Genomic DNA, 23,936 nt, shown 5'->3' with positions numbered 1-23,936 from the left:
CTTTTCATTCCAATTTTTCATATTAAAATGATTTTATAGTATAAATTTGAGTGTATTGTAACATTTTTTGTAATATTTTGAATAGAAAATCTCAAAAATTGGTATATACCAATTTCAACCTCGAAAAATGAGTAATATTGATAGAAAAACGCTATAAAAATATCTTGCATATTTACAAAATTAAAGAGCTGAATAGCGTTTTTTCAATATAAAATAAAAAAGATAGCCTACATAGGCTATCTTTTTTATTTTATTTAATTACTGGCACCACTATATGCTACATGTCGTTTCTCAATTCTCTCTTCAATTTCTTTCATATTTTCTTTATTATTTAATAGTGATTGTTTATTTTCAATTAATAATTGTTTAAAAGATTTTCTCACTTTTTTTCTCATTTTCATTGTCCTCCTTGGGGGATGGTTTATATAAAAGATAAAGAATTATCTGTGTGTTCTTATAATAATTGATTGTTGTGAATTCTATTTGAACTTCATATGAAAATCTCGTTTATTTTCTGACAACTTTGTGAACACGAAAAAATGATTATCTAAAACTATGTTGAAATTAATTCACTTCATGATAAAAGTTATTATTTTCATCAACTTTTATCATTATATCTTGTCGAAATATTTATATATTTAAAATTGAGTTCGACATAATTTTATTTATTATCATACTGTTTACAAAAACAAAAAGAAGGTGTCACCAAGTCAAAGTTCGACTTATGCAACATCCCTCTTCCCAAACTATTTATAGCATATTTATTAATATTTCAGGTCTTCCCCAATTCATTTCTTCACAAACAAATCTAAGTTTTTCTTCATCCATTGTGTGTAATCCTTCTTCTAGTGAACATGAAATTGGAACTTCACAGTGAATTTGTGCTAATTGTAACGAAATATTTAAGTTCTCTAAATCACTTTCAATCTTCGTACGCTGCGCTTTTGTTAATGATTCTACATTTTCTAGTACAGCGGATACTGTTCCGTGCTCTTGAATAAGCTTATACGCTGTTTTTTCACCGATACCTTTTACCCCTGGATAATTATCACTTGTATCTCCCATGAAAGCTTTTGCATGGACGATTTGCCACGGCTCTACGCCTTTTTCTTCCATGATTTTCTCCGGTGTGTAATATTCGTAATTTCCAATTCCTTTACGCAGAAGCATGACTGTAACGCTCTTATCAACAAGTTGAAGTAAATCCGTATCACCTGTTAAAATATAAACTTCAGCTTCATTGCAATATTGTTTTGCAAGCGTACCGATACAATCATCGGCTTCGTAGCCTTTCATACCGATAACTGGAATGGATAATTTTGCAGTCATTTCTTGCACTAAATCAAATTGAGGAATTAATTCTTCTGGTGGCGCTACACGATTTGCTTTATAATTCGAGAACGATTCTGTTCTAAATGTCGTACTTCCCATATCCCAGCATGTAACGATATGTGTTGGTTCGATCGCTTGCGTAGCTGTTAACAAGTGTTTCATATAACCATGAATCCCGTTCGTAGGGGTTCCATCTTGTCGTTTCATAAATTGTCCGTAGACACTTGTTGCGTAAAAAGCACGAAATAATAGTGCCATACCATCAACTAATAATACTTTTTTCATAATTCCTCTCCTATTAAAAAAATAATAACCTCACGTTATCACGTAAGGTTATATAAATAGATTACCATTCTACGTTTTTGCTCAACTTTGTCTATTATACATTGTTTTTGTATATTTAGCACCATTAACACATTAAGACGTTCTACTACAACAAGTATGCAATATGCCTGAATACGTATTTTTTCCAGTAGAAACAACGATAGCTTTTGCATTTCCACTAACGATATGCGAACCTTTAAAACATACATTTTCAAGCTCAAGTGGATTATAATCTTTCATCCGTTTTAATGGAATAAATCGTTTACGTTCAAGGTGATAGCAGCTCTCAAACTTCTCTATATTCGCTTCGTTTCCCGTTAACACAGACTCATTCACTAATAAATCATCTGCATAAATAATACGTACATCAGCTGGCACAGCATCTCCAGCCGAAAGAAAAATCATATCTCCAGGTACAAGTTCTTGCACTGGTATCTCCATCATTTTCAGTTCACTATTTAGCCCTGTACTACTAGAACATTCTACTCTAGATACAGTAATCGTTTCACGTTGTAATTCATCACACACACGTTGTTTTGAAAAACCTGGAATCATGCCACCAAGCTTCATCATTACTTCTGCGAGAAGTGCTCTTTTTGAAGTTAGTTCATTTCGGCCATATACTTGAATACGTTTTTGCGCCTCTTTCATTGATAGTCCGTCTCTTGTTGTTTTAAAATATGCAAATACAGATTTTACATCTCTTGTTGCAATTTCAATTAATAAATCTTTATTTTTTTGGAGCATTGTTTGTTCTTTTATTGATTTTTTACTTAGTTTATATGACGTGTTACCCACAGTTTTGTTTGCATATAACATATTATCGTCTCCTCCTTTACAACATAGGAAGAAACGCTTTGTTTCTCAATTTATCCACTTTACTGTGAAAGTGTCTCGCGTTTTATAAACGCTACATTATGATAAATATAGAGGGAGGAACAAATCGTTTCCTGCCTACATCATATATTTTTGATTTGAAGTATATGGGTAACGGAACCGAGTCAGAATTTGACATGCTCCTCACCTCCTCGTTTAATTTTATAGTTTATACTATGAAATTACTCATAGCTTGGTAACAAAAAAGGCCCCTACCCTTAAGAGAGTAGCGGCCATTACATACACAAATAAACGATTTCTAATATAATTAGAAATCTACGGACCTCTCCCTCACCGAGTTTTAGCACTGTATAGCATAGGTACATTACCAGCTACGTTAAGAAAAACCTTAATTCGATCATTCCTGTTGACCCATTGGCGTCTCTCGACATTTTTGGGCAGTAGCATTTCTCTATACAGGAGCCTCACCTAACAGAGACTTATTTTCATTACATTGAAAATGTTACTCTTATTTAAAATAGATGTCAACCGTAGCCTACAATTTTTTCAAAAGGTATGGCAAACTAACATATATAAAGTGTAACTTTAATCAGTGGAGGTTTTGTTCATCCCCCACTGATTATTAGCCCTCACCAATCGGGCTTTTACGGGATAAAATAAAAAACTTTACGTTTAAACGTAAAGTTTTTAATAAGTTATACAACCAGCAATTACAATCCCAATTGAAATTGATAAAAACATAAGAAAAAGACCGACTGCTTGATTATCTTCTTCGAGACTTTTGTTTATATTAAAGCGTGGTGTAAGCCACTCAGCTAAATAAAAGACGATAATTTGAGCCAAAATCCCAACTGCTCCCCACGAAATCATATCAAGAAGTGAAATTGAATTAGCTGCTGTCGAATATAAAACAACAGCTAACCCAAGTAATCGTCCTCCAAGCACATAGCTTACCGCCTTATTTCCTTGAGCCATTAACTTAAATTCCTTTACTTTCGTTGTCACTTCCATCAAGAACAGACCTATACATAAAAGGCCGAGTGTTACTACTAAATATAATAAAAAATTAATCATTTTTTCCCCTCCTTTTTATACCTACCGGTAAATAGTACGATTCATTTCCTGTAATCTTTTCTCCCGCACGAATACCGATACTACTCGCTTTTCCAGCAATTAAAAACGAACCAAACACATATGACAGTTTCTCGATCCCTTTTTCTGTTTCCAAGGATACGACTGGCAGTTCGATATACTTTTGAAATATCGGCAGTGACGCTTTATATGTTTGGTGTGCATTTTGAAGCATAATATTTTCGTCTTTATCGCGAATCGTAATTGTATCTCCTTCTCTCCCAAATGAAGGTTTTTGAACGAAAGAACCTTTTCCTAAAAATAAATCTGGTTCTAAATATGTAGGTAACATATATTCTTTAATCCACTGTTGTTCCTCATTTGTATAAAAGGCCTCTTCTTCTGCTAACCCCCAAATAAGACACTGAATTGATTTTGGTTGAAGTAAAAATGCTGACAAAGGATTTATTATAAAAAGCTTTCCGGCTTTTACAAGTTGTAACAGTTCCACACCTACCAAATCTCCTGTTTCAGGATCTTGATCCTCAATTAAATCTTCTATCGGATATGTTTGGCGATATAAAACATCAATCTTCGCCCCATCTTTATCGACTAGAGCATCCTTTGTAATTCTAAGTTCTGACATTGGCACTACTTTATTTTCAACATGGCATAGCTGACTTAAATACATAGTGGTATTCCAATCCTCGATATGTTCATGATGTGCTGCAAAAACAACATTTGGATTATCTAATCCCTTTGTCGCTTCCATTACTGCTTTCGTTACACCAGAAGATAGCAATCGTTCTTGATCCGAGTTTGGATCATCATAGCCTAGATTTCCACATACTTTCCCATTCATTTGAAAACATTCCACAATAAAAGTTGGTGTATCACTATTAAACTCAAGCATTTTGATTTTGTTATCCTCTGTTACAGCAAAATCAAATCGCGAAATTACAGATTCAGGATAGAGCCCTTTCATTCTAATGAAAGATAAACTCGCGAATGGAAAGCCAAGATCTAGAAGCTGTTCGTCACTTAAATTACGCAGCAGTCTAGCAGTCTTAAAAAATATTTTCCCCATTCGTTCAGTCGCTAAGTGTAATTGGTCCAAAGTCTGATTTGTTATAGAAAAAACATGAAACAAACTATACTCACATTCATATAAATCCGACCAAAAATCCGGATATTTTAAATAAAATTCTTTTCGATCCCTTATGTATTGCGACATATTTTAGCCCCCAAATCCTCCCTTTGAACCGCTTCCAATTCCACCTTTAAATTCAGCAGACGATTGATACGATTTAAACGCCGATGAATTTTTAAAAGTGGATTTATTTTGATAGTATCGCCCACCATAGAAATAATGCCCACGATAACCTGAACTACTATCATCACACTGCCATACCCCAAGTTCATCATCCCAATCCCAATCAGAACAACTATTATCATTTGGTTTTGGGGGAAGATCTTGTGCGCAACCAAATAAAGTGCCAGTCATTAAAGACGTTACGACACCACCTACTAGCCATTTCGTTTTTGTCACCTTCGCACTCCCCTTTTTAAATTCTATTCCTATTATATAGGATGGCATGATAAAGTAGAAGAAAAAGGAAGAAGAGGGATTAAATGCGCTTAGAATATCGACTTAATGATGAAACGAAAGGGTATCCTGCTTTATGGAACTACGCCAATATTTCTAATTCTGAAATTATCGCACGCATGACTTGTGAATATTTTATTAAAGAGAAAAATACTTATGTTGTTACTGCAACTTCGGTTGATCCAGACGGAACAGCAGTTATTTATATTCAAAAAGAAGTTTTCGCAAATGACCCTTCAGACCCTACATACTCCTACATCGGTTTTGAAATTAGAGAACTAAGTGAAACGAGTTCAAACATAGTAGATAGTCAAGATGTATGGAACTATGAAGAAATTTTACCATCTCTTCATTCAGATATTATATATATTCAGCGAGACGGCATGTCTATGGAGTTCTCCTTAGATTCAAGAGAGATTGATGAAGACAGAAAGTGCTACATTTATTACGGAAACTTCACAGGTGAATCAAGATAATATTGATATATCTATGCAACAAAAAAACCTTACGTATAAAACGTAAGGTTTTTATATAGCCCCACATATGCCGTTCTCTCTAGATGTCCATAAACCTGCTCTCACAGGTGGATGCTCTCACAAATGTTTGTAACTTCCTTCTTAAAAAGATGGCATGTTAGCTACATTTAAATATTGAACTTCCATATTAAACTTATTGGTTTAAGACATGCATAAGCTACGTACACCGTAGGAATTTTATATAAGGTTAGTTGAAATAAGACCCCCGCACGTGCCGCTCCTCGTAAATGTCCAAAAACCCGCTACTCGCAGGTGGATGCCCTCACAGTTACCGTACATCTTCCTCCACAAGGAAGGCTTGATGATGGTCGCTAAATATTGAGCTTCCGTATAACTAACATCGGTTTTAGACATAAATAAGTTACGCACACCGCAGGATGTATTATTTACTTGTCGTTATATTATCACATTGTTTCTAATGTGTAAAATACAAAGTTTTTCGAGCAATCTCTTGCTTGTGACCTTATTTTAATACAAATTATTTTTGCATGCAAGTGATTAATCTTCTTCTTTTGCAATTTGATTTTCTGGATAAGAAATCCAATCACTCCAGCTACCTGCATACAATTTTACATTTTGGAATCCAGCCAATTTTAATGCAACGATATTTGGACATGCCGTAACACCAGAACCACAATATACAATTGTTTCCTTATCTTTCGACAGATTTTGGAATCGTTCTTGTTGCCCAGCTTCATTCTTAAATTGTCCTGATTGCAACATTCCATCCTTCCAGAAATGGTTTACCGCTGTTGGAATATGTCCTGCTTTATGATCGACAAGTTCCTCTACACCAGCATAACGTTTCGGCTCTCTTGAATCAATTAATGTAACATCCGCACCTGCACGGATATTCTCTCTGACCGTTTCCATCGTTATAAGCATATGATCTTGTATATTAGCTTTGAATGTTTTTCGTATAGCAACAGGAATTTCCGCTGTTGTCGGTAGTCCATTCTCTTTCCAAGCCGGGAAACCACCATCTAATATATATACTTTCTCATGTCCTACATAGTTACATAACCACCATAAACGAGCAGCATTTGCACCGGCTTGACTGTCATACGCAATTACTGTCGTATGCTCATCAATACCAGCCTCCGAAAGCTTGTCTGCAAACTCCTCAATATTTGGTAAAGGATGGCGGCCACCATGTTCTGCTATAGGACTTGATAAATCTAAATTCAAATCAAAATATAACGCATGAGGAATATGTCCTTCTTCATACTTTTCTCTACCCCAATTAGGATTCGCTAAATCAAAACGACAATCGATTATACGGACATTCTCATCTTCTATATGCTCACGTAACCATTCGACTGTAACTATCATCTTTAACGACCTTCTTTCTCTTTCAAACGACTTACATACTCCATAACCATTTCTTCTGTAACATATTTACGCTGCAAGGTAACACCATTTTTTGCAAGATCATTAATTTGCTTCGTTACAACATTAATGACATCAACCGAAAATTCTTTCCCATTTGACGCAAGAGATACGGCAGCTTCAATAGCTGCTTCACGCTGTGCATCTAATTGTAAACATGCTTTTACACTTTCATTTTGTTTACGAGAATGTGCTGTAATTGCTTTATGTACTTCCATCTTCTCTTCCCCCTAAATAGTTATACGTTTTTATTCAATTCCATTGCAAGCCGGATCATATCACGACATACAATCCCATTTTCAATAATCTCTTCTTCATAATGCTTCGAAAAGTAATCAAAATCAATAGAAAAAATACGAAATCCACATTTTTGATATAAAGCAAATTGTGAAACACTAGAATTGCCTGTACCAACTTCAAGTTTTGACATACCATATCCTTTAGCAGTTTCTACAGCATGCCTTAATAGCTTCTTCCCAATCCCTTTTCCTTGTAAATGCTCTGCAACCGCAATATTCATGATTTCCATCGTCTTTGGCCTTGTTTCCAAAAGAACATATACACCGATAACACTCCCCCCCTGCTTAGCTACGTATGTTAATCCTCTTTGTACATATGTAGCTATTTGCCGTTCACTTGGATCAGCAAGTAGCAATAAAGACTTCGGTATAGCCTCTTTTGGAATACGTTCTATTACAACAGACATAAAAAATTCCCCCTTCTCTATTGTTCTAAACCCTCCTTGTCTACCATAAGTAATAGAAAGGAGGGATTCACCATGGACAACAATGAGAAAAAATGCAACGTCATCTCTATTGATGGAAAGAAGAAGAAAAGCGACACGTATTCCTATCCAAAATTAGTAGTTGAAAACAAAACATATGAATTTTCTTCATTCGTCTTATGCGGTGAAACACCAGATGGCAGACGACTCGTTCTTACTCATATGATTTCTACCGATGAATTTGCTGGATTTGTAAAATCTTTAGATACTGTACTGCAAAAGAAAATTGAACGAATCTTTTTCTCATAACGACTATATAACATAAATTTCTTTTTCAATCTCTACTAACTGCTTTTGCAATTGTTCTTTACTTTGTTCATATAGAGATACATCGATCGTTTCAGCCAATGCAAACAATATACTTTCATAATAGTTCATCACATCTTGCTGCATCACTTTTTGGAATAAGTTCCACTTCATATCCCACTCTTGCTTATAATGATGAACAAATAAATCTTTTTCATCAGCTACATAGTTTGATACGAACGGTTCTAATACAGATTTAGCGTCTTCTTGCATAAAAGCTTTGTCATTCTTTTCAAAAAAGCTTTTCTCATTTTTAAAATGTGCCAGTGCTTTTTTGAAATCTTTTATTTCAACTGAAGGGAACGGTTCTTTATGTGTAATATCTTTATATTCATACTCCACTATTCCATTCATAGAAATTGATTCATTTTCTACTTTACAGTTCACTACAATTTCGTCCTTTGCACGCTTCATCGCTTCGTCTATCCATTTTTCAAGGCGTAATGATGTCGCACGCATTTCTTGCAATAAATCATGCTGAATAAATGCTACTAATTCCATAACACACTGTTGCAATTGTGTTTTCACATTTCCATCCGTTCGAAGTGACGCCGGATTAATAAATTCAGTAAACACATCGTTATAGCGTAGGAATAGACGCTGTTGCACGTAATAAAGCAACTCTTTCACTTCATTTTGCATCGCCTGTTCTTCAGCAAGTACACTATATGATGAAATGATATGAAGTAGTTGATCACGCTCTGCTTCATATTTTTTCGTTTGCTTCTCTTTCTCTTCATTCCCCTGTTTTGCACCCTTTATCATGTTTACTAAAAGCTGATCTGCCCCTTGCAAAGCACCATATAGAGCATGCACAGAAACAAGCATTAAATCTCTCATCATAAAGGACGTAAATGATTCCTCAAACTTCGTAATCCCAGAGTTTTGTAAAATACCATACTTCTCTTTTTCAACATTCTTTCCTTGTTTCTCTTCAAGCGCACATAAACTTGAAATTGCAAATAAACGCGGATTTCTAATACCGTATTGCAGCAGCTGATCTGCGATATAACCTTTTACCATTTCAAGTTCTTCTTCAGACTCTGCTAAATCCGCCGCATTAATTAAGAAGAACATTTTATCAAGGGCAAAAGTATCCTTTACACGACCAAGCTGAATTAAAAATTCACGGTCAGCACGAGAGAATACATGATTATAATATGTTACAAATAAAATAGCATCTGCGTTTTTAATATACTGGAATGCAACATCCGTATGGCGAGCATTAATAGAATCCGCTCCAGGTGTGTCTACAAGCGCTACTCCCTGCCTTGTTAAAGCACAATCATAATAAAGTTCCATATACTCAACGAAGCATGATTTCTCTTCATTCGCTACATAATCAGAGAACTCTTCTAATGTAACTTGTACTTGTTCTCCTAAATAAGTAGAAACTGCATCATATCCTTTTTGTACCGCTCGTAAAAAGCTAAATGTTGTTTTTTGCTTCCCAGTTGGTGAAGGATATTTCATAACTTTATCAATTTGTGCTAACGCTTCATCTAACGTAGCAATCTCATAATGAAACAGCTTATAAACAGCTTTCATATCTTCTAATAACGCTTGCTTTGATTTAAACTGAACAATTACTGTTCCGTGTGGTTTTTCCTCTGTAACCGGCAAAATTTGATTAATCGTTGCCGTCGTCGGGTTTGGTGATACAGGAAGTACTTTCTCACCGAGTAAGGCATTGGCAAATGATGATTTTCCAGCACTAAATGCCCCGAATAACGCTACTGTAAATTGTTTTGTTTCCACACGTCTTCTTTTCTCTATTACCTCTTGCTGTACATGTTTCAGCGCTGGCAATGGCTCTAATATCGTTTCAGCTTTTTTCACTTTCTCTAATATCCGCTGAATATTTAAAGCCGCCGTTCCTTTCAGCTCTTCTTCATGAACCGCTACGTTATCGCTTACGATTTCCTGCTCTTGTAGTGTAAATTTCTCACTAACAATTTGCTTTTCCCTTTGCAATATCTCATCTATTTGCAGCCCTTCAGGCGTAGCAACATGATCGTGCCAAACATTTCGTAAATAGTCTTCATATGCCTCCAAATTGTTACTGTATTGTAATTGTGTTTCTTTCGCCGTTTGCAGCATCGTATATGTTTCAATCTCTTCTTCAATACGAGCAACTGCTTCTCTCACCTTTTGCTTTAAAACGACCGCACTTTTATCAAAAATTTGCTGCGCTTTTATAAAATAACGTTTCTTCAGTTCATTCGCTACATCCGCTGTATAAAGAAGTAAGTAATCACCTGTGAAACCTGCGCCTTGTTTAATTACTTCAGCCAACATTTCTGGTCCGAAAGCAATTTCTAACCCATATATGTCTTTCCCAATTTCCTCCGTGAACAATCCTTCTTCTTTTAAGAAGGCTACAATAAATTCCTTCACATGAAAATCAAGCTGCGTTTCAACAGTCTTTTGAAGGGCAGAATAAAACGCCTCTACACGTCTTTGTTTTTCTTGCTCCGTCTTTCCTTTCGCAAATAGCAAACCGACCTTAAATTTTGTTAATTTCGTTTCTAAATATGCATTTGCCAATTCTCTCATTTCAAACGGCATTAAATATGCGTTATCTAATATAGCTTGTAAACCTTTTATAAATTCATTTCTCACATAAGATTCTTTACTTGCCTCACGATTTTTCGCTTCCGTTAACTCTTCCTTCTTTTCAACTACCTCTGAAATAGAAAGTGGTGATGCTAACTCTTCCTCATATTTCAAGAGAGCTTTTTCATTTTCAGAAACAATAAACGAGAAATGTTCCCCCATTAAATATTCTGTTTCTCGCTCCATTCCAGTCCTTACATACTGCTCTTTTTCTTTCATAATAGAAGTAATTAACGCTTCTAAGCTTCTAATTTCATTATGTGGATGGTTCATCATTCGTAATGACGTATAATAAACACCATCTACTTCAATATCCCAGTTAGAGAATGATTGTTTTACACTATCTTTATAATTCTCAAACGATAATTCATTTTCTTTATGTTTATCTATTTGATTTACAACGAGATAAACCGTTTTATTACGTTGTTTCAATTCTTTAACAAATTGTAAATTCACTTCCGATTGGACGTGATTATAATCCATCATATAAAAAATGACATCTGCCAGATGAAGTGTCGACTCTGTCGCTAATTGATGGGCATCATCTGTTGAATCGATCCCTGGTGTATCAACTAACATAACCCCTTCAGGAATCGGCGCGTCGTTTCGATAAATATGAACACCAATTACTTCATCGCCGTCTTTACAAATTTGTTTTAATTCTTCTGCTGAATATGCACCGTCATATTCGTACTGCTCTCCAGATTTAACCGTTACAACAACACGATCCATTCCTTTTTCAATTTTGACAACGTTAGCGCTTGTCGGAATTGGACTTGTCGGTAACAACTGCGCTTTATATAGATGATTCATCATCGTTGATTTCCCTGCAGAGAAGTGACCGCAGAACGCTATCATAAGCTGTTCTTGTTTATATTTTTGAATTACCTCAAACAACTTTAAACTATTCTCTGCATCGCCGTGTTTTTGCCACTCTTCATAAAAACAAACAAGTTTTTTCATACCGTTTGTCTGTACTATGTTTGTCATCCCCTTGTTCCCCTTTATCCAAGATGTATATACTTTTCCCCGCTATTTGCGAGCTCATAACCAGTGAGAGTTACACCTACCCATTGATTACAGTTTCACTTTACTATCATACTAAATTTTCAGCATATTCTCATTAAAAATAAAAAATCCCTTTCATTCTTTTTACAAATGAAAGGGATTTTATGTCATATCACTCATTTTGCTGTTCCTACTCCATTTAAAACATACTTCGCAATAACTGCATATACAGCGACTGTACCTGCTACTAATGCATATACCATACTTACGCACCAACCTTTTTTTGATAATGATTATCACTTTTGAATACAGTTTATCATTAAAGAGAATCATTATCAACACTTTTCATAAAGAAAGCTCCTTATAAGAAGGAGCTTTACTGCCTGTTTTGAAAAAGGTTAAAACTTGTTGTGCACTCTTATTATATCTCATCCTACATAACTTAACAGTTTAAAATAATGGAAATATCCCCTATCCCCTCCACCTTACATTTCGTATAATAAAAGGGAATTACTTAACAAGGAGGAAAAAAATGACACAAAATCTCACACAAGGCGAGAGGATACACTCCATTGATATTATTAGAGGAATAGCTGTACTAGGTATTTTTCTTGTGAATTGGCCTGTTATCGCCGGGGTTGACTCACGTGATCTTTCAGGAATTTACGAAGGGATAGACAGCTACATTCGCCTATTTTACGATATGTTTATTCAAACGAAATTTTATACAATTTTTTCGTTTTTATTCGGATTAGGTTTTTATATTTTTATGAGTCGTGCTGAAGCGAAAACAGATCATCCAAAAATTTTATTTGTTCGCCGCTTACTTATTTTATTATTATTCGGTTTCTTACATTACGTTCTTTTATGGGACGGAGACATTTTACATACTTATGCGATTGCTGGATTTTTCTTATTTTTATTTTATAAGAGAGAACCTCGTACTATTTTAATATGGGCTATCGTTTTATTGAGTATTTTTCAATTCATTATGCTAATGGCTGGTATTACGGTTGCATTGGTACCAAAGGAAGAGCTAGGTTTTTCCTTACCTATCATGCCATTAGAAGACTGGCTGTCACAAATACAAAATCGTTTCCATGCATTTTACGCTGATGGAATTGGATTAAATTTACTTATGCTCCCAGAAACAGTTGGGCTGTTTTTACTTGGTTTATACGCCGGCAAAAAGGATATTTTCCGCCGCGCGAAAGAGTTAGATCCAAAGCTTAAAAAATGGCAAATTATTATGTTCCTTTTTACATTACCAATGTGGTTCTTCATGGTTCGTTACTTCTTATCAAAACCATTTTATGAACCAATTTATATGCAGGTCTTTACAATGTTTAGCGGAAAAACGTTATTCATATTCTACATTTTCACACTAATGCGTTTATTACAAAAAGAAAAATGGCAAACGTTATTACGTCCATTCCAATACGTTGGACGAATGGCATTAACAAATTACATCTCGCATACAATTGTTACATTACTTGTATTCGGGCTATTGTTTAAAAATGATTATCTGGCTCCACTATGGGTTGGACCACTATTCTGCATTAGTTTCTACACGTTACAAATCTTTATTAGCCGCTGGTGGCTTTCACATTACCAATACGGACCACTTGAGTACATTTGGCGTCTTGGTACTTACGGGAAAATGATGCCACTTAAAAAGAAAAGCAAGGTCTCATAACGAGACCTTGCTTTTTTACGCTTCTCTTACTGCACTTTGCATAGATACTGGCTCTTCTTCTACTTTCACTTTGCGCTGCGGCACCATATTAAATACGATATTTAAAAGTACTGCTGACGCACTTCCAAGTACAATTCCGTTATCTGTTAAAATACGAATGCTTTCTGGGAGTTGTGAAAATAATGTAGGAACGACTGTTACGCCAAGCCCAATTCCGACAGAACATGCAACGATTAATAAGTTTTCCTGTCTTCCGAAGTCAACGCTACTTAACATTTTAATACCATATGCCATAACCATACCGAACATCGCTAACATCGCACCGCCCAGTACTGATTTCGGAATAATTGTTGTAATAGCTGCGATTTTTGGAATGAAACCAAGTGCGATTAACATACCACCGCAAGTATAAATAATAACGCGATTTCTTACTCCAGTTAATTGAACAAGTCCTACGTTTTGAGAGTATGTTGTATATGGGAACGCGTTGAAAATGCCACCTAACACCATCGCTAATCCTTCTGCGCGATAGCCTTTTGTTAATTCTTTTTCACCGATTTTTTTATTGCAAATATCAGATAATGCAAAGTATACACCCGTTGCTTCTACAATCCCTACACAAGCAACGAGAATCATCGTAATAATTGGTGTTAATTCAAATGTTGGTGTACCAAAGTAAAATGGTTGAATACCGTGGAACCAATCCGCCTCTCCAACCGCTTGCAAACTTACTTTCCCCATAAACGCTGCAACGATAGTACCGAACAATAGACCTAGTAAAATAGAGATTGAACGAATAAATCCATCAAAGAAACGATACATAATGATGATAAATAATAACACACCAAATGCTAATGCTAAATTTTCAAGACTACCGAAATCCTTACTTCCTACTCCTCCAGCCATGTCATTAATTGCTGCTGGAACAAGTGTAACTCCAATTACAGTAACAACAGATCCTGTTACAACAGGTGGAAACAGTTTTACAAGTTTTCCAAATAATTTCGCAAAAATAACAACGAATAACCCAGCAGCAATAATTGCTCCATAAATTGAAGACACACCGTATTGTTTTCCAATCGCAATCATCGGTCCAACGGCTGTAAATGTACAACCAAGTACAACGGGAAGTCCTATACCGAAAAAGCGATTTGATAATGCTTGTAAAATTGTCGCAACGCCGCACATTAATAAATCAATTGAGACTAAATATGTTAACTCTTTTTGATTTAAACCAAGTCCACCGCCCACAATAAGCGGAACGATAATTGCTCCAGCATACATTGCAAGCATATGCTGCATACCAAGCGATGCAATTTTAAATGGATGCTGCTTCATCGTTTATTTCACCTCCGCAGTTTTTTGCTGTACAAATGTAACTGTGCCGTTATCAAGTGATGCAATTTCTGCTAGTGATTCAACACGAACGCCTTGTTCACGAAGCTTCTTTCCTCCATCTTGAAATGCTTTTTCAATAACAATTCCAATCCCTGCAATACTCGCTCCAGCTTGCTCTACTAAACTCATTAAACCTAAAGCAGCCTGACCGTTTGCTAAAAAGTCATCGATGATTAATACACGATCATTTTCATCGATATGATTTCGAGATAATGAAATTTCATTTGTTTCTTGTTTTGTAAATGAATATACGTTTGCAACGTACATATTATCTTGTAACGTTAACGATTTACGTTTTCGTGCAAAAATTACTTTTACACCAAGCTCTAATGCAGCCATAACTGCTGGTGCAATGCCTGAAGATTCAATCGTCACGATTTTTGTAATGTTCTCTTCTTTAAAACGTTTAGCAAATTCTTTTCCGATTTCTTGCATAAGTACTGGATCAATTTGATGATTTAAAAAAGCATCTACCTTTAATACGTCACCAGATAAAACCTTTCCTTCGTTCAAAATCTTTTCTTGTAATACTTTCATGTTTGTTCCCCCTCTTATGCAATAAAAAAACTCCAAAAGCCGCCACCACTCGTTACAAGTGAGAGACGCGCTTTTGGAGTTTCGCAAAAAAAGAATGCTAAACAAGCAATTATATTCGTCCTCACTCATAGTCAAAGTATTTACGGTACTTCGGTAGAAACTTGCAGGCCATATCCCCGCGATTATATGAGTGTAGCTAACTATTTATTTTATAGAAGGATTATAACGTACTTTTTATGCTTTGAAAAGCATTTATCGAAAAAACACGTACAAATTTTTAAAAACTACTATTTTCGTTCGAGTTTTGCAAACTCTTTCATTCCCAATTACAACTTCGTTAAAATGATTGGCCCATCTTTTGTAATCGCAATTGTATGCTCATATTGAGCTGATAATTTCCCGTCCATCGTTCGTGCAGTCCACCCATTTAAATCTACTTTAGAATATCGCATACCTATATTTACAATCGGTTCAATTGTAATTACCATTCCTTCTTGTAACTGAGGTCCTTGTCCTTGTTTCCCAAAATGAAAAATTGCTGGTTCTTCATGAATCTCTTTACCGATTCCATGTCCCGTAAAGTCTCTTGCAACAGAAAAACCTTCATTTGTTACATAACTTTCAATTGCATAGCCAATATCTCCTACATGGTTATCGATTATCGCCTGGTCAATTCCTTTATACAAAGCATTCTCAGCTACTAACAACAACTTTTCTGCTTCATCAGAAACTTTTCCAACTCTATACGTCCAAGCAGAATCTGAAAGACCCCCATTTAAGTTTACTACCGTGTCAATTGTTACAATATCACCCTCAGTTAAAGGAACATCGGCCGGAAACGCATGACACATTTCATCGTTTACAGATGCACATATCGCATATGGATATCCGTTGTACCCTTTCTGCTCAGACGTTGCACCATGCTGTTCTAAATATGCTTCAACAAACGTATTAATTTCTTTTGTAGTAATACCTGGTTTCATCATCTTCGCAATTTCTCTATGACATGAAGCAAGTAATTTTCCAGATTCATGCATTAACTCTATTTCATTTTTCGTTTTAATTATACTCATGCTGTCTCTCCTTACTAAACTTGCTATTTACTATTAAACTTCAATCATACACATCCTCTTCCAAAATTTCAAAACTTCCAATTACAAAAAGTATGATTTATTTCTGCATAAAAAAACAGAAGGAGATTCTTCTGTTTTTTAATCATTTTTACATATATAATTCATTTTCAAAAACTCAAAACAACTACCATTTGTTTTCTGTATAAACGTTCCAACTACTTCAAACCCTGCCCTTTTATACACTTTAATCGCTCTCTCATTAAATATAGCTACTGATAGTGTTATATACTTGCATCCATATTTTTCTTTACTAAAAGCTAGTATAGCGTTTAAGAACTGTAAACCAAATCCGTTCCCAGTTATATTAGGTCTCATTCCAAGACCAATATCAACCGTTCCGTCATTTATTTTACAAACAGTAAAATAACCAATGAGAGTGCCATTTTCCTTCACAGAAAATGTATGATTCCCTCTACTTTCATCATGTAAAAATTCAGCTAAATCTTCTTCATCTGCCTCTATATCGTAAAAGGAGTATTTCCCTTCATAATGCCAGTTGTATGCAATTTCTTCTGCTTCTTCTTGCGTCATTACTGTATATGTATAGTCCATTCTCCCATCCCCCTTTAAAAAAGAGCTGCAATTAAGCAGCTCTTTTTTTACAACTCATAAATCTCTTTATATTTCGCTTCTAAATAATCGGCTAAGTAGTTTGCATTTAAGCCTTCACCTGTTACATCTTCTAAAATTTCAAGTGGCTTTTTCGTTTTACCGTATTGGTGAATGTTTTCTGTTAACCATTTACGAATTGGTGTTACGTTTCCTGCTTCTAATAATGCATCAAAGTTCGGAATGTCTTTTAACATTCTTTGCTTAAATTGCGCTGCATACATGTAACCAAGTGCATAAGATGGGAAGTATCCAAATGAGCCACCAGCCCAGTGAACATCTTGCAATACACCTTGCGCATCATTTTCCGGCCGAATTCCTAAATATGCTTCCATCTTATCATTCCAAGCTGCTGGTAAGTCCTTCACTTGTAATGTACCATCAAATAATTCTTTCTCTAATTCATAACGCACCATAACATGAAGCGGGTATGTAAGCTCATCTGCTTCTATACGAATGAATGACGGCTTCGATTCGTTAATTGCATCATAAAATTCATCGACTGACATATCATCAAATTGACCATTGCTATACTCTTTTAATAAATCATAATTTTTCTTCCAGAATGATTTATTACGGCCGATAAAGTTCTCAAAGAATAATGATTGTGATTCGTGAATACCCATAGATGTACCACTGCAAAGTGGTGTACCTTCAAATTGTTCTGCAATATTTTGTTCATATACTGCATGACCACATTCATGAATCGTTCCAAAAACAGCCATACGAAAATCTTTTTCATCATAGCGTGTCGTAATACGAACATCCCCTCTATTTAATGTAATTTCGAAAGGATGCACTGTTTCATCAAGACGACCTGCTTCAAAGTCATAATTCAATTGCTTTAATAGTTCTAATGTAAAGTTCTTTTGTTTTTCTTTTGAAAATTGTTCCGATAAAGCACTTGTTTTTAATCCTTTTTTAGACTCAGAGATTTCTTTTACAAGCGGCACGATGCGCTCACGAAGTTGACCAAATACGTGATCTAAAACTTCTACTGTAATACCTGGCTCATACATGTCTAATAATGTATTATATTTATATGTTTCATAACCCCAATATGTAATAAATTTCTTTTTAAATTCAACAATTTTTTCTAAGTATGGGCGGAACATTTCGAAATCAGATTTTTCACGAGCTTCTTCCCACACACTCTCTGCTTTCGCTTCTAATTTCACATAAGCCTCATATTCAGCTTGTGGAATTTTTTTATTTCTATCATATTCTTTCCGACACTCTTCAACCATTTTCTTCGTTGTTTCAGAAAGTTTATCTTCACGTATTAAAGCTTCAAGCTCTGTTAAATAGTTTCCCATCTCATCTGAAGTCGACATAGCAAACACTTCTGACGAAAGCATACCAATTACTTCTGAACGCTGATCTACACCTTTTTTGGGTGCACCTGTTCTTAAATCCCAAAACATTAAACTTAATGCTTCTCCGTAATTTTGTATCTTCTTCACGTATGTTAAAAATTGTTTTTCTACTTCATATGTAGCAACTGTCATCGTATAAAAGCCTCCTTTTTCTACCTCAAATTTAATTCGACACAGAAACATAAATTCCTTTTATAATAGAAAAAAAGCTTGGCAAGCGCCAAGCTTTCTCCTTATAATTCTTTACCTTCTACTGGCAGTACATTTTTCACAGCTGCAACTACTTTCTCATCTTCTGAATCAGATAAGAAAATTGATATAGCACCTTTATCTTCACTTGTACGAATTAAACGCCCAATTCCTTGACGAAGTCGTAAAATCATATATGGTACATCTACATCCCAGAATGGATCATTTACGTGCTTACGTTTCGCTTCAAACACAGGATCGTTTGGAGGGAATGGTAAAGACCAAATAATAACGTGCGATAATGATGAACCAGGAATATCTAAACCTTCCCATAAATGAACCGCACAAAGTACAGTCTCTTCTTCATTTTGGAAACGAGAAACGAGCTGGCTAATTTCCTGATCTCCTTCATATAAGAACGGAACCGACATTTGCTCTTTACTTACATACTCTTTGAACGCTGCAAGCTCTTGCGTTGTACGGAATAATACAAGCGTACGTCCATTTGTTTTTTGTATATTTTCAAGTGTATATTGACACTTTCTTTCCCATTCATTTTCTTTCGTATGTGATAGTAAGTTTACTGTCATTTGCTCTTCGTAATCAAACGGTGAAGCAACTGAGAATGACAAGTAATCTTTTACCCCTAGGCTATTAGCTGTGAAAGCGAATGAATCGTTGTTCGATAATGTCGCAGAAGAGAAAATATACGGTATTTTCTTCGAGAATACTTTCTCTTGTAACACTTCTTCAACTGCACGCGGCATAATAACTAACGTGAAGGCACCATCACCTTCTTCACCCCAAGTAATTACATTTTTCTCGTGCATGAACAGACGAAGTGAATGTTCTAATACATCTAAATGCTCATCAACAATATTTAAATCATACGTGTTTACTGTATGCATTTCACTTTCGAATACTAATGCATCTCCAACTTCACCGATTTTTGCATAAAGTCGTTTCGCTTCAGCTGTTACTTTTTCTGTCACAGTAATTTCTAGACGATCAGAACCGGCAATTTCCTTTTTATTCTCTTGTAACACATCAAAGAATCGTTCAGTTTGCCAAATTGTTTCTTCTACTAAATGTGCAAACTCCTCACGAATATCGTTTTGTAGCAATCTCGTTAATAGTTGCTCCATCATCGTTTGCTTTAAACGGTATGTTAAAGCTTTTTGAGCTGCATATTCTACAAGATGTCCTTCATCGAATACAACGCAGCTACTTTCTGGTAATAATGGAATTTGCCCTTCACGCTTACGAGCATCGTACGTCCAAATATGATCCATATAGAAATCTTGAGAACAAATAATTAAATCTGCTGCTTTACGATAATGTTCACGAGAAAGAGTTTGTCCACAACGATGACGAGAATCACAAGTAAAGCAATCTTGGAAGTAATCCCAATTTACTTTTGACCATTCTTCGTCATTTAAAAGTGGAAATTCTTTTCTGTCACCATAGTGAGTAAAGTTTTGCATCGTACCATGATCGAATACAAACTGTGGTAACTCGTAATATACGTCTTCAATTACTTCTGGAGCTCGTCCACTCATAACATCTTCAAGTTTACGTAAGCATAAATAATTATCCATTGATTTTGCAAGCCTTACATCAACAGATAGCCCTAATGCTTCAGATAACTTAGCGATGTCCCCTTCTTCTTTCACAAGCTGCTCAATTAACGTTTCATCTGCACAAGCAATAATAGCTGGTTTCCCAGTATAACGCGCGTAACAAATTGCATATAGAAGATATACAATTGTTTTCCCTGTTCCTACACCAGCTTCTGCGAACATAACTTTCTTTTCTTGGAAAGCGCGTTCTAACTGAAACGCCATAAAAATTTGTTCATCACGCTCTTCAAAGCCTTTTTCCGGAAGGATGTCATAAAACACATCTCCAATCCACTCATTCAACTTATCATAAAAATTATCTTGTTTTCCTACTTCAAATGGTAATCTCTTCTCAGTAAACATCCTTAGCCTCCAACCAAAAAGTTTTTCTATAAAAAGATAATAGCAACTGCTACGCATATGTGTGCAGCCACTTTCCCCTGTTGCAATACATAGAAATTCACGAAAAAAAATTTTCCTTTCGAAAAAGGAAAATTTTCTTCTATATTAATGACTTTAAATACCGTTTATCAATCGCTGTTTCATGTGAAAGAGCTGACAAATATTCTTCTTGTGCTTTTTGTATTTCATCTACAATCGCACCTTGACTATCCACTTCTTTTCCGAGCTCATCATACGTACGGTGAATAGCTTTTTGAATCATTGATAATTGAAAATTATCCATATGACTTCCTCCTTTACGCATTACATAATAGCCAGTATATGCGCGCTAGAGGAGTTTTATACTATGAATTACGCGGTGGACGTTTTCCGAAGTATTGGTAGTAATCTGTACGGATAAATCCGTTAAACAGCTTACGCTTCTTCGACGCATCTTTTCCGTAACACTTCTCAAATGCTTCGTAGCTTGTTAATACATACGCTGACCATGTATCTAATGGGCGGAATACTTGTCCCATTTCTTTATACAGTTGTTCAACGAGTGCTTTTTCACTTAAACGTTCTCCGTATGGAGGATTCGTTACAACGTAGCCATAATCCTCTTTTGTTGTGAAATCTTTTACTTGCATTTGTTTAAATGTAATTAAATCGCCTAAGCCTACTTCTTCTGCGTTATCTTGAGCAACTCGAATCATACGATGATCAATATCTGATCCAATGATTTGTAATCGTTGATCATAGTTCGCTAAATCTTCAGCTTCTTGACGAGCTTCACGCCAGTTTTGTTTACCTACCCAGCCCCACTCGTCAGATGCGAAACCACGGTTAAATCCTGGTGCAATGTTTTGTCCAATTAATGCTGCTTCAATCGGAATTGTACCTGATCCACAGAATGGATCAACAAATGGACGATCTGGCTTCCAGTTTGTTAATTTAATTAGAGACGCAGCTAATGTTTCTTTTAACGGAGCTTCCCCTTGATCCATACGGTATCCACGTTTATGAAGCCCAACACCGCTCGCATCAATTGTTAATGTTGCAATATCCTTGAGCATTGCAATCTCGATACGGAATAACGGACCATCTTCTTCAAACCAAGTTGTACGTTTATATGTTGTTTTTAATTTTTCAACGACAGCTTTTTTAACGATACGTTGGCAATCCGAAACACTGAATAATTCAGATTTTAAAGATTTACCGATAACAGGGAATTCGCCATTCTCTGGAATATAATCTCCCCAGTTTAATGCTTTCGTTTTTTCAAATAGCTCATCAAATGTCGTTGCTTTAAATTCGCCAACTTTAATTTTTACACGGTCCGCAGTACGTAACCATAAGTTCGTACGACAAATCGCCTTTTCATCTGCTTCAAATGTTACTTTGCTGTTTTCTACTTGACATTCATAACCAAGATCGCGAACTTCTCGGGCAACTAACGCTTCAATACCCATTGCCGCTGTTGCAATTAAAGTAACTTTTCCCATTTGCATTCACCTCTTATGTATATTCAAACAATAATTAATAGCAATTGGTCCTATTAATTATTACATTTTACGAAAAATTTTCTCATTAACCATTTTAACTCATACTTTATAACTTCATACAAATAAAAAGCCCTCCTCTAACAAAGGAGAGCTGAGTTATTTCATAGTTGGTTCATAACGTTCTGTAAGCCATGTTCTGTTCCTTTGTACTACAAACGGCCCACGCCTCGTACTCCGGTGGCAATCATCTATCTACAGGTTATAAAACCTGTCCTTTCCCGTCGTTCATTTCCTTGGAAAAGATTCCCCTACCATTATTTGGGTTTCTCGCTCGTGGGGTTTACCTCGTTCCACTCCTATCATTTCTTCAAGGACTTCGTCACTGTGGCACTTTAAAGGTAGTCAAACCATATCCGAAAGGACTTAGGTTTTTTCCCTGCCGTTAAACCAGCCTTACAGCCAGAATACCCTAGCTTATGAATTGGCTAGGCACGAACACTACAGCCATCTCAGGCCGTGCGAGCATGGACTTTCCTCTACAACGTTGGCGTTGCAGCGATTACCCAAACGTTATGACATCCATTAGTATAGTGGAAACAAAAAGATTTTGCAACGTTTTTTTCTATGTAAAATGCTTAAACCTTTTCCCACCTTACATCATTCGTATAACTTACTTCCAAATACAGCTTTTTCTAAGTTAGATAAGCGTTTTAAAATATCCGTATTCGTGTTGTTATAAACCGGTTGTGCAACTGGTGTTTGTACAGGTTGTTGTGGAACTTGCGTTACTGCTAGTTTTTGTTCCTCTAATTCACGCTTTAAACGAGCATTTTGTTGCTTTAATTGCTCAAACTCTTTGTGGAAAGCTTCATAGTCTTTAATGATCATATCAAGAAACTTGTCTACTTCTTCTTGCTGATAACCTCTCATACCTGTTTTAAATTCTTTTTCTAAAATATCTTTCGCTGTTAATTTAATTTTATCCGAAATCATTTTCTTCACCTCAAATTTTTACCAAAACTTTCATTAACTAAATTTTTTCAGAAACAATGCTTTTTGTCAATCATATATACGAGTACTATATTACATATTACTCTGCATTATTCCACTGTTCCTCTTCTATTATATCTTGTAAATCAGAAAAAAGAATGAAATAACTGTGATAATTTTCTATTTCCCCTTTTTTCTTTGCTGATTCTACAATATATTTGGGACTTCCTGGTTTTTCTTCATCGTATACCGCTAAAAGCGCATCACTTTTTTCAATAAAAAATTGATTTTTTAATTTAAATTGCTCTGGGCTTTCATACTTCCGTTTCGTGATACTATCAACATGGTCTGCTTGAGAAAGAATAAATTCGTAATATTCACGATTATCTTCTTTCCAATTTTCTTCTTGTTCTAAAAACGGAGTGAATACCGCTAATTTTAAATCAGGATATTCTACTTGCATTTCAAAAACAACTTCAGCAGCCCATAATTCTACACCTAATTGGCCGCTTATTATAACCCATTCTAAACCATCTTCTACAAAAGTGATTAATTTACGGTGTAATGCTTTCTTTATACACTCCACTCCTGGATGATCATTTTTAAATATTCCAAGTTCAAATGGCTTATATCCTGTTACTGCAATAACTTTCATATCAACACTCCAATTACAAAAAAAGAACTAGCATTTCGC

Annotated in this window: 23 protein-coding genes, 3 other RNA genes and 2 riboswitches; of the genes, 3 read left to right on the top strand and 23 right to left on the bottom strand. The window is 35.4% G+C overall.

Going from position 1 to position 23,936, the window contains the following annotated elements:
- Window positions 1-254: 254 nt before the first annotated feature.
- From V7S45_RS07795 to V7S45_RS07770, 6 genes are all read right to left on the bottom strand, one after another.
- A complete protein-coding gene (locus V7S45_RS07795) occupies window positions 255-395 on the bottom strand; it encodes an FbpB family small basic protein (RefSeq protein ID WP_001228048.1) in 141 nt (46 codons plus the stop codon).
- A 355-nt stretch (window positions 396-750) separates the two neighbouring features.
- Window positions 751-1,617: a 5'-3' exonuclease gene (locus V7S45_RS07790; RefSeq protein WP_342761718.1), complete on the bottom strand. Its 867-nt coding sequence runs from the start codon at window positions 1,615-1,617 to the stop codon at window positions 751-753.
- Window positions 1,618-1,749: 132 nt separating this feature from the next.
- The gene (locus tag V7S45_RS07785; protein WP_000964949.1) at window positions 1,750-2,475 is read right to left on the bottom strand and encodes a cation-transporting P-type ATPase; all 726 of its coding nucleotides are present in this window, start codon (window positions 2,473-2,475) and stop codon (window positions 1,750-1,752) included.
- A gap of 337 nt (window positions 2,476-2,812) precedes the next feature.
- Window positions 2,813-2,976: riboswitch (M-box (ykoK) riboswitch) on the bottom strand.
- 204 nt (window positions 2,977-3,180) lie between these two features.
- Entirely contained in the window at window positions 3,181-3,567 is a 387-nt protein-coding gene (locus V7S45_RS07780) for a DUF350 domain-containing protein (protein WP_000606868.1), read from the bottom strand.
- Window positions 3,560-4,798, bottom strand: coding sequence for a glutathionylspermidine synthase family protein (locus V7S45_RS07775; RefSeq protein WP_342761717.1), 1,239 nt, complete (start codon window positions 4,796-4,798; stop codon window positions 3,560-3,562). The genes V7S45_RS07780 and V7S45_RS07775 overlap by 8 nt, the downstream gene beginning before the upstream one ends.
- Before the next feature lie 3 nt (window positions 4,799-4,801).
- Window positions 4,802-5,113, bottom strand: a complete 312-nt coding sequence (locus tag V7S45_RS07770) for a hypothetical protein (protein ID WP_000169030.1) — start codon at window positions 5,111-5,113, stop codon at window positions 4,802-4,804.
- An 83-nt stretch (window positions 5,114-5,196) separates the two neighbouring features.
- Between V7S45_RS07770 and V7S45_RS07765 the strand changes: the two genes are divergently transcribed.
- Window positions 5,197-5,646, top strand: coding sequence for a hypothetical protein (locus V7S45_RS07765; protein ID WP_001235523.1), 450 nt, complete (start codon window positions 5,197-5,199; stop codon window positions 5,644-5,646).
- Between the two features lie 54 nt (window positions 5,647-5,700).
- On the opposite strand, the gene ssrS (V7S45_RS07760) is transcribed toward V7S45_RS07765, so the two are convergent.
- The 5 genes from ssrS (V7S45_RS07760) to V7S45_RS07740 form a co-directional block, all read right to left on the bottom strand.
- Window positions 5,701-5,884, bottom strand: a non-coding RNA gene (gene ssrS, locus V7S45_RS07760) — 6S RNA.
- A gap of 21 nt (window positions 5,885-5,905) precedes the next feature.
- Window positions 5,906-6,088: non-coding RNA, 6S RNA (gene ssrS / locus V7S45_RS07755), on the bottom strand.
- Window positions 6,089-6,204: 116 nt separating this feature from the next.
- A complete protein-coding gene (locus V7S45_RS07750; RefSeq protein WP_342761716.1) occupies window positions 6,205-7,038 on the bottom strand; it encodes a sulfurtransferase in 834 nt (277 codons plus the stop codon).
- A 2-nt stretch (window positions 7,039-7,040) separates the two neighbouring features.
- The gene (locus V7S45_RS07745) at window positions 7,041-7,313 is read right to left on the bottom strand and encodes a YpbS family protein (protein ID WP_000451818.1); all 273 of its coding nucleotides are present in this window, start codon (window positions 7,311-7,313) and stop codon (window positions 7,041-7,043) included.
- Window positions 7,314-7,333: 20 nt separating this feature from the next.
- Window positions 7,334-7,801, bottom strand: coding sequence for a GNAT family N-acetyltransferase (locus V7S45_RS07740; protein WP_006924352.1), 468 nt, complete (start codon window positions 7,799-7,801; stop codon window positions 7,334-7,336).
- A 72-nt stretch (window positions 7,802-7,873) separates the two neighbouring features.
- Between V7S45_RS07740 and V7S45_RS07735 the strand changes: the two genes are divergently transcribed.
- A complete protein-coding gene (locus V7S45_RS07735; RefSeq protein ID WP_000369740.1) occupies window positions 7,874-8,128 on the top strand; it encodes a DUF3931 domain-containing protein in 255 nt (84 codons plus the stop codon).
- Between the two features lie 3 nt (window positions 8,129-8,131).
- Here the strand turns inward: V7S45_RS07735 and V7S45_RS07730 are convergent, their stop codons facing one another.
- Window positions 8,132-11,791 carry a dynamin family protein gene (locus V7S45_RS07730; protein WP_048538185.1) on the bottom strand — a complete coding sequence of 1,220 codons (3,660 nt, stop codon included), beginning with the start codon at window positions 11,789-11,791 and terminating at the stop codon, window positions 8,132-8,134.
- A gap of 550 nt (window positions 11,792-12,341) precedes the next feature.
- On the opposite strand from V7S45_RS07730, the gene V7S45_RS07725 reads away from it, so the two are divergent.
- Window positions 12,342-13,505 carry a DUF418 domain-containing protein gene (locus tag V7S45_RS07725; protein WP_000193191.1) on the top strand — a complete coding sequence of 388 codons (1,164 nt, stop codon included), beginning with the start codon at window positions 12,342-12,344 and terminating at the stop codon, window positions 13,503-13,505.
- 15 nt (window positions 13,506-13,520) lie between these two features.
- On the opposite strand, the gene pbuX is transcribed toward V7S45_RS07725, so the two are convergent.
- The 11 genes from pbuX to V7S45_RS07670 form a co-directional block, all read right to left on the bottom strand.
- Complete coding sequence (gene pbuX, locus V7S45_RS07720) at window positions 13,521-14,843, bottom strand: xanthine permease PbuX (RefSeq protein WP_000809213.1); 1,323 nt, start codon at window positions 14,841-14,843, stop codon at window positions 13,521-13,523.
- A gap of 3 nt (window positions 14,844-14,846) precedes the next feature.
- A complete protein-coding gene (locus V7S45_RS07715) occupies window positions 14,847-15,440 on the bottom strand; it encodes a xanthine phosphoribosyltransferase (protein ID WP_017657090.1) in 594 nt (197 codons plus the stop codon).
- 108 nt (window positions 15,441-15,548) lie between these two features.
- Window positions 15,549-15,650, bottom strand: a riboswitch (purine riboswitch).
- 116 nt (window positions 15,651-15,766) lie between these two features.
- Entirely contained in the window at window positions 15,767-16,513 is a 747-nt protein-coding gene (locus V7S45_RS07710; protein WP_000022484.1) for a type I methionyl aminopeptidase, read from the bottom strand.
- 138 nt (window positions 16,514-16,651) lie between these two features.
- Entirely contained in the window at window positions 16,652-17,125 is a 474-nt protein-coding gene (locus tag V7S45_RS07705) for a GNAT family protein (RefSeq protein ID WP_000386779.1), read from the bottom strand.
- A 47-nt stretch (window positions 17,126-17,172) separates the two neighbouring features.
- On the bottom strand, window positions 17,173-18,690 hold the full coding sequence (gene ypwA, locus V7S45_RS07700; RefSeq protein WP_342761715.1) for a carboxypeptidase: 1,518 nt from the start codon (window positions 18,688-18,690) through the stop codon (window positions 17,173-17,175).
- A gap of 101 nt (window positions 18,691-18,791) precedes the next feature.
- The gene (locus V7S45_RS07695) at window positions 18,792-20,729 is read right to left on the bottom strand and encodes an ATP-dependent DNA helicase (protein ID WP_000493709.1); all 1,938 of its coding nucleotides are present in this window, start codon (window positions 20,727-20,729) and stop codon (window positions 18,792-18,794) included.
- A 139-nt stretch (window positions 20,730-20,868) separates the two neighbouring features.
- The gene (locus tag V7S45_RS07690) at window positions 20,869-21,051 is read right to left on the bottom strand and encodes a DUF3921 domain-containing protein (RefSeq protein WP_000368570.1); all 183 of its coding nucleotides are present in this window, start codon (window positions 21,049-21,051) and stop codon (window positions 20,869-20,871) included.
- Between the two features lie 61 nt (window positions 21,052-21,112).
- Window positions 21,113-22,252 (bottom strand): class I SAM-dependent RNA methyltransferase, encoded by a 1,140-nt coding sequence (locus V7S45_RS07685; protein WP_000521224.1) that lies wholly within the window; start codon window positions 22,250-22,252, stop codon window positions 21,113-21,115.
- Between the two features lie 180 nt (window positions 22,253-22,432).
- An RNA gene (rnpB, locus tag V7S45_RS07680) (RNase P RNA component class B) lies at window positions 22,433-22,823 on the bottom strand.
- A gap of 86 nt (window positions 22,824-22,909) precedes the next feature.
- Window positions 22,910-23,245 carry a cell division regulator GpsB gene (gpsB, locus tag V7S45_RS07675; protein WP_000622431.1) on the bottom strand — a complete coding sequence of 112 codons (336 nt, stop codon included), beginning with the start codon at window positions 23,243-23,245 and terminating at the stop codon, window positions 22,910-22,912.
- Window positions 23,246-23,342: 97 nt separating this feature from the next.
- Window positions 23,343-23,897: a DUF1273 domain-containing protein gene (locus V7S45_RS07670; RefSeq protein ID WP_000862908.1), complete on the bottom strand. Its 555-nt coding sequence runs from the start codon at window positions 23,895-23,897 to the stop codon at window positions 23,343-23,345.
- Window positions 23,898-23,936 lie beyond the last annotated feature (39 nt).

It is taken from the genome of Bacillus sp. BR3(2024) (assembly GCF_039134555.1).
Classification (GTDB): domain Bacteria; phylum Bacillota; class Bacilli; order Bacillales; family Bacillaceae_G; genus Bacillus_A; species Bacillus_A cereus.
Note: the sequence above shows the minus strand (reverse complement) of the source record. Positions and strands in the feature narration are given on the sequence as shown.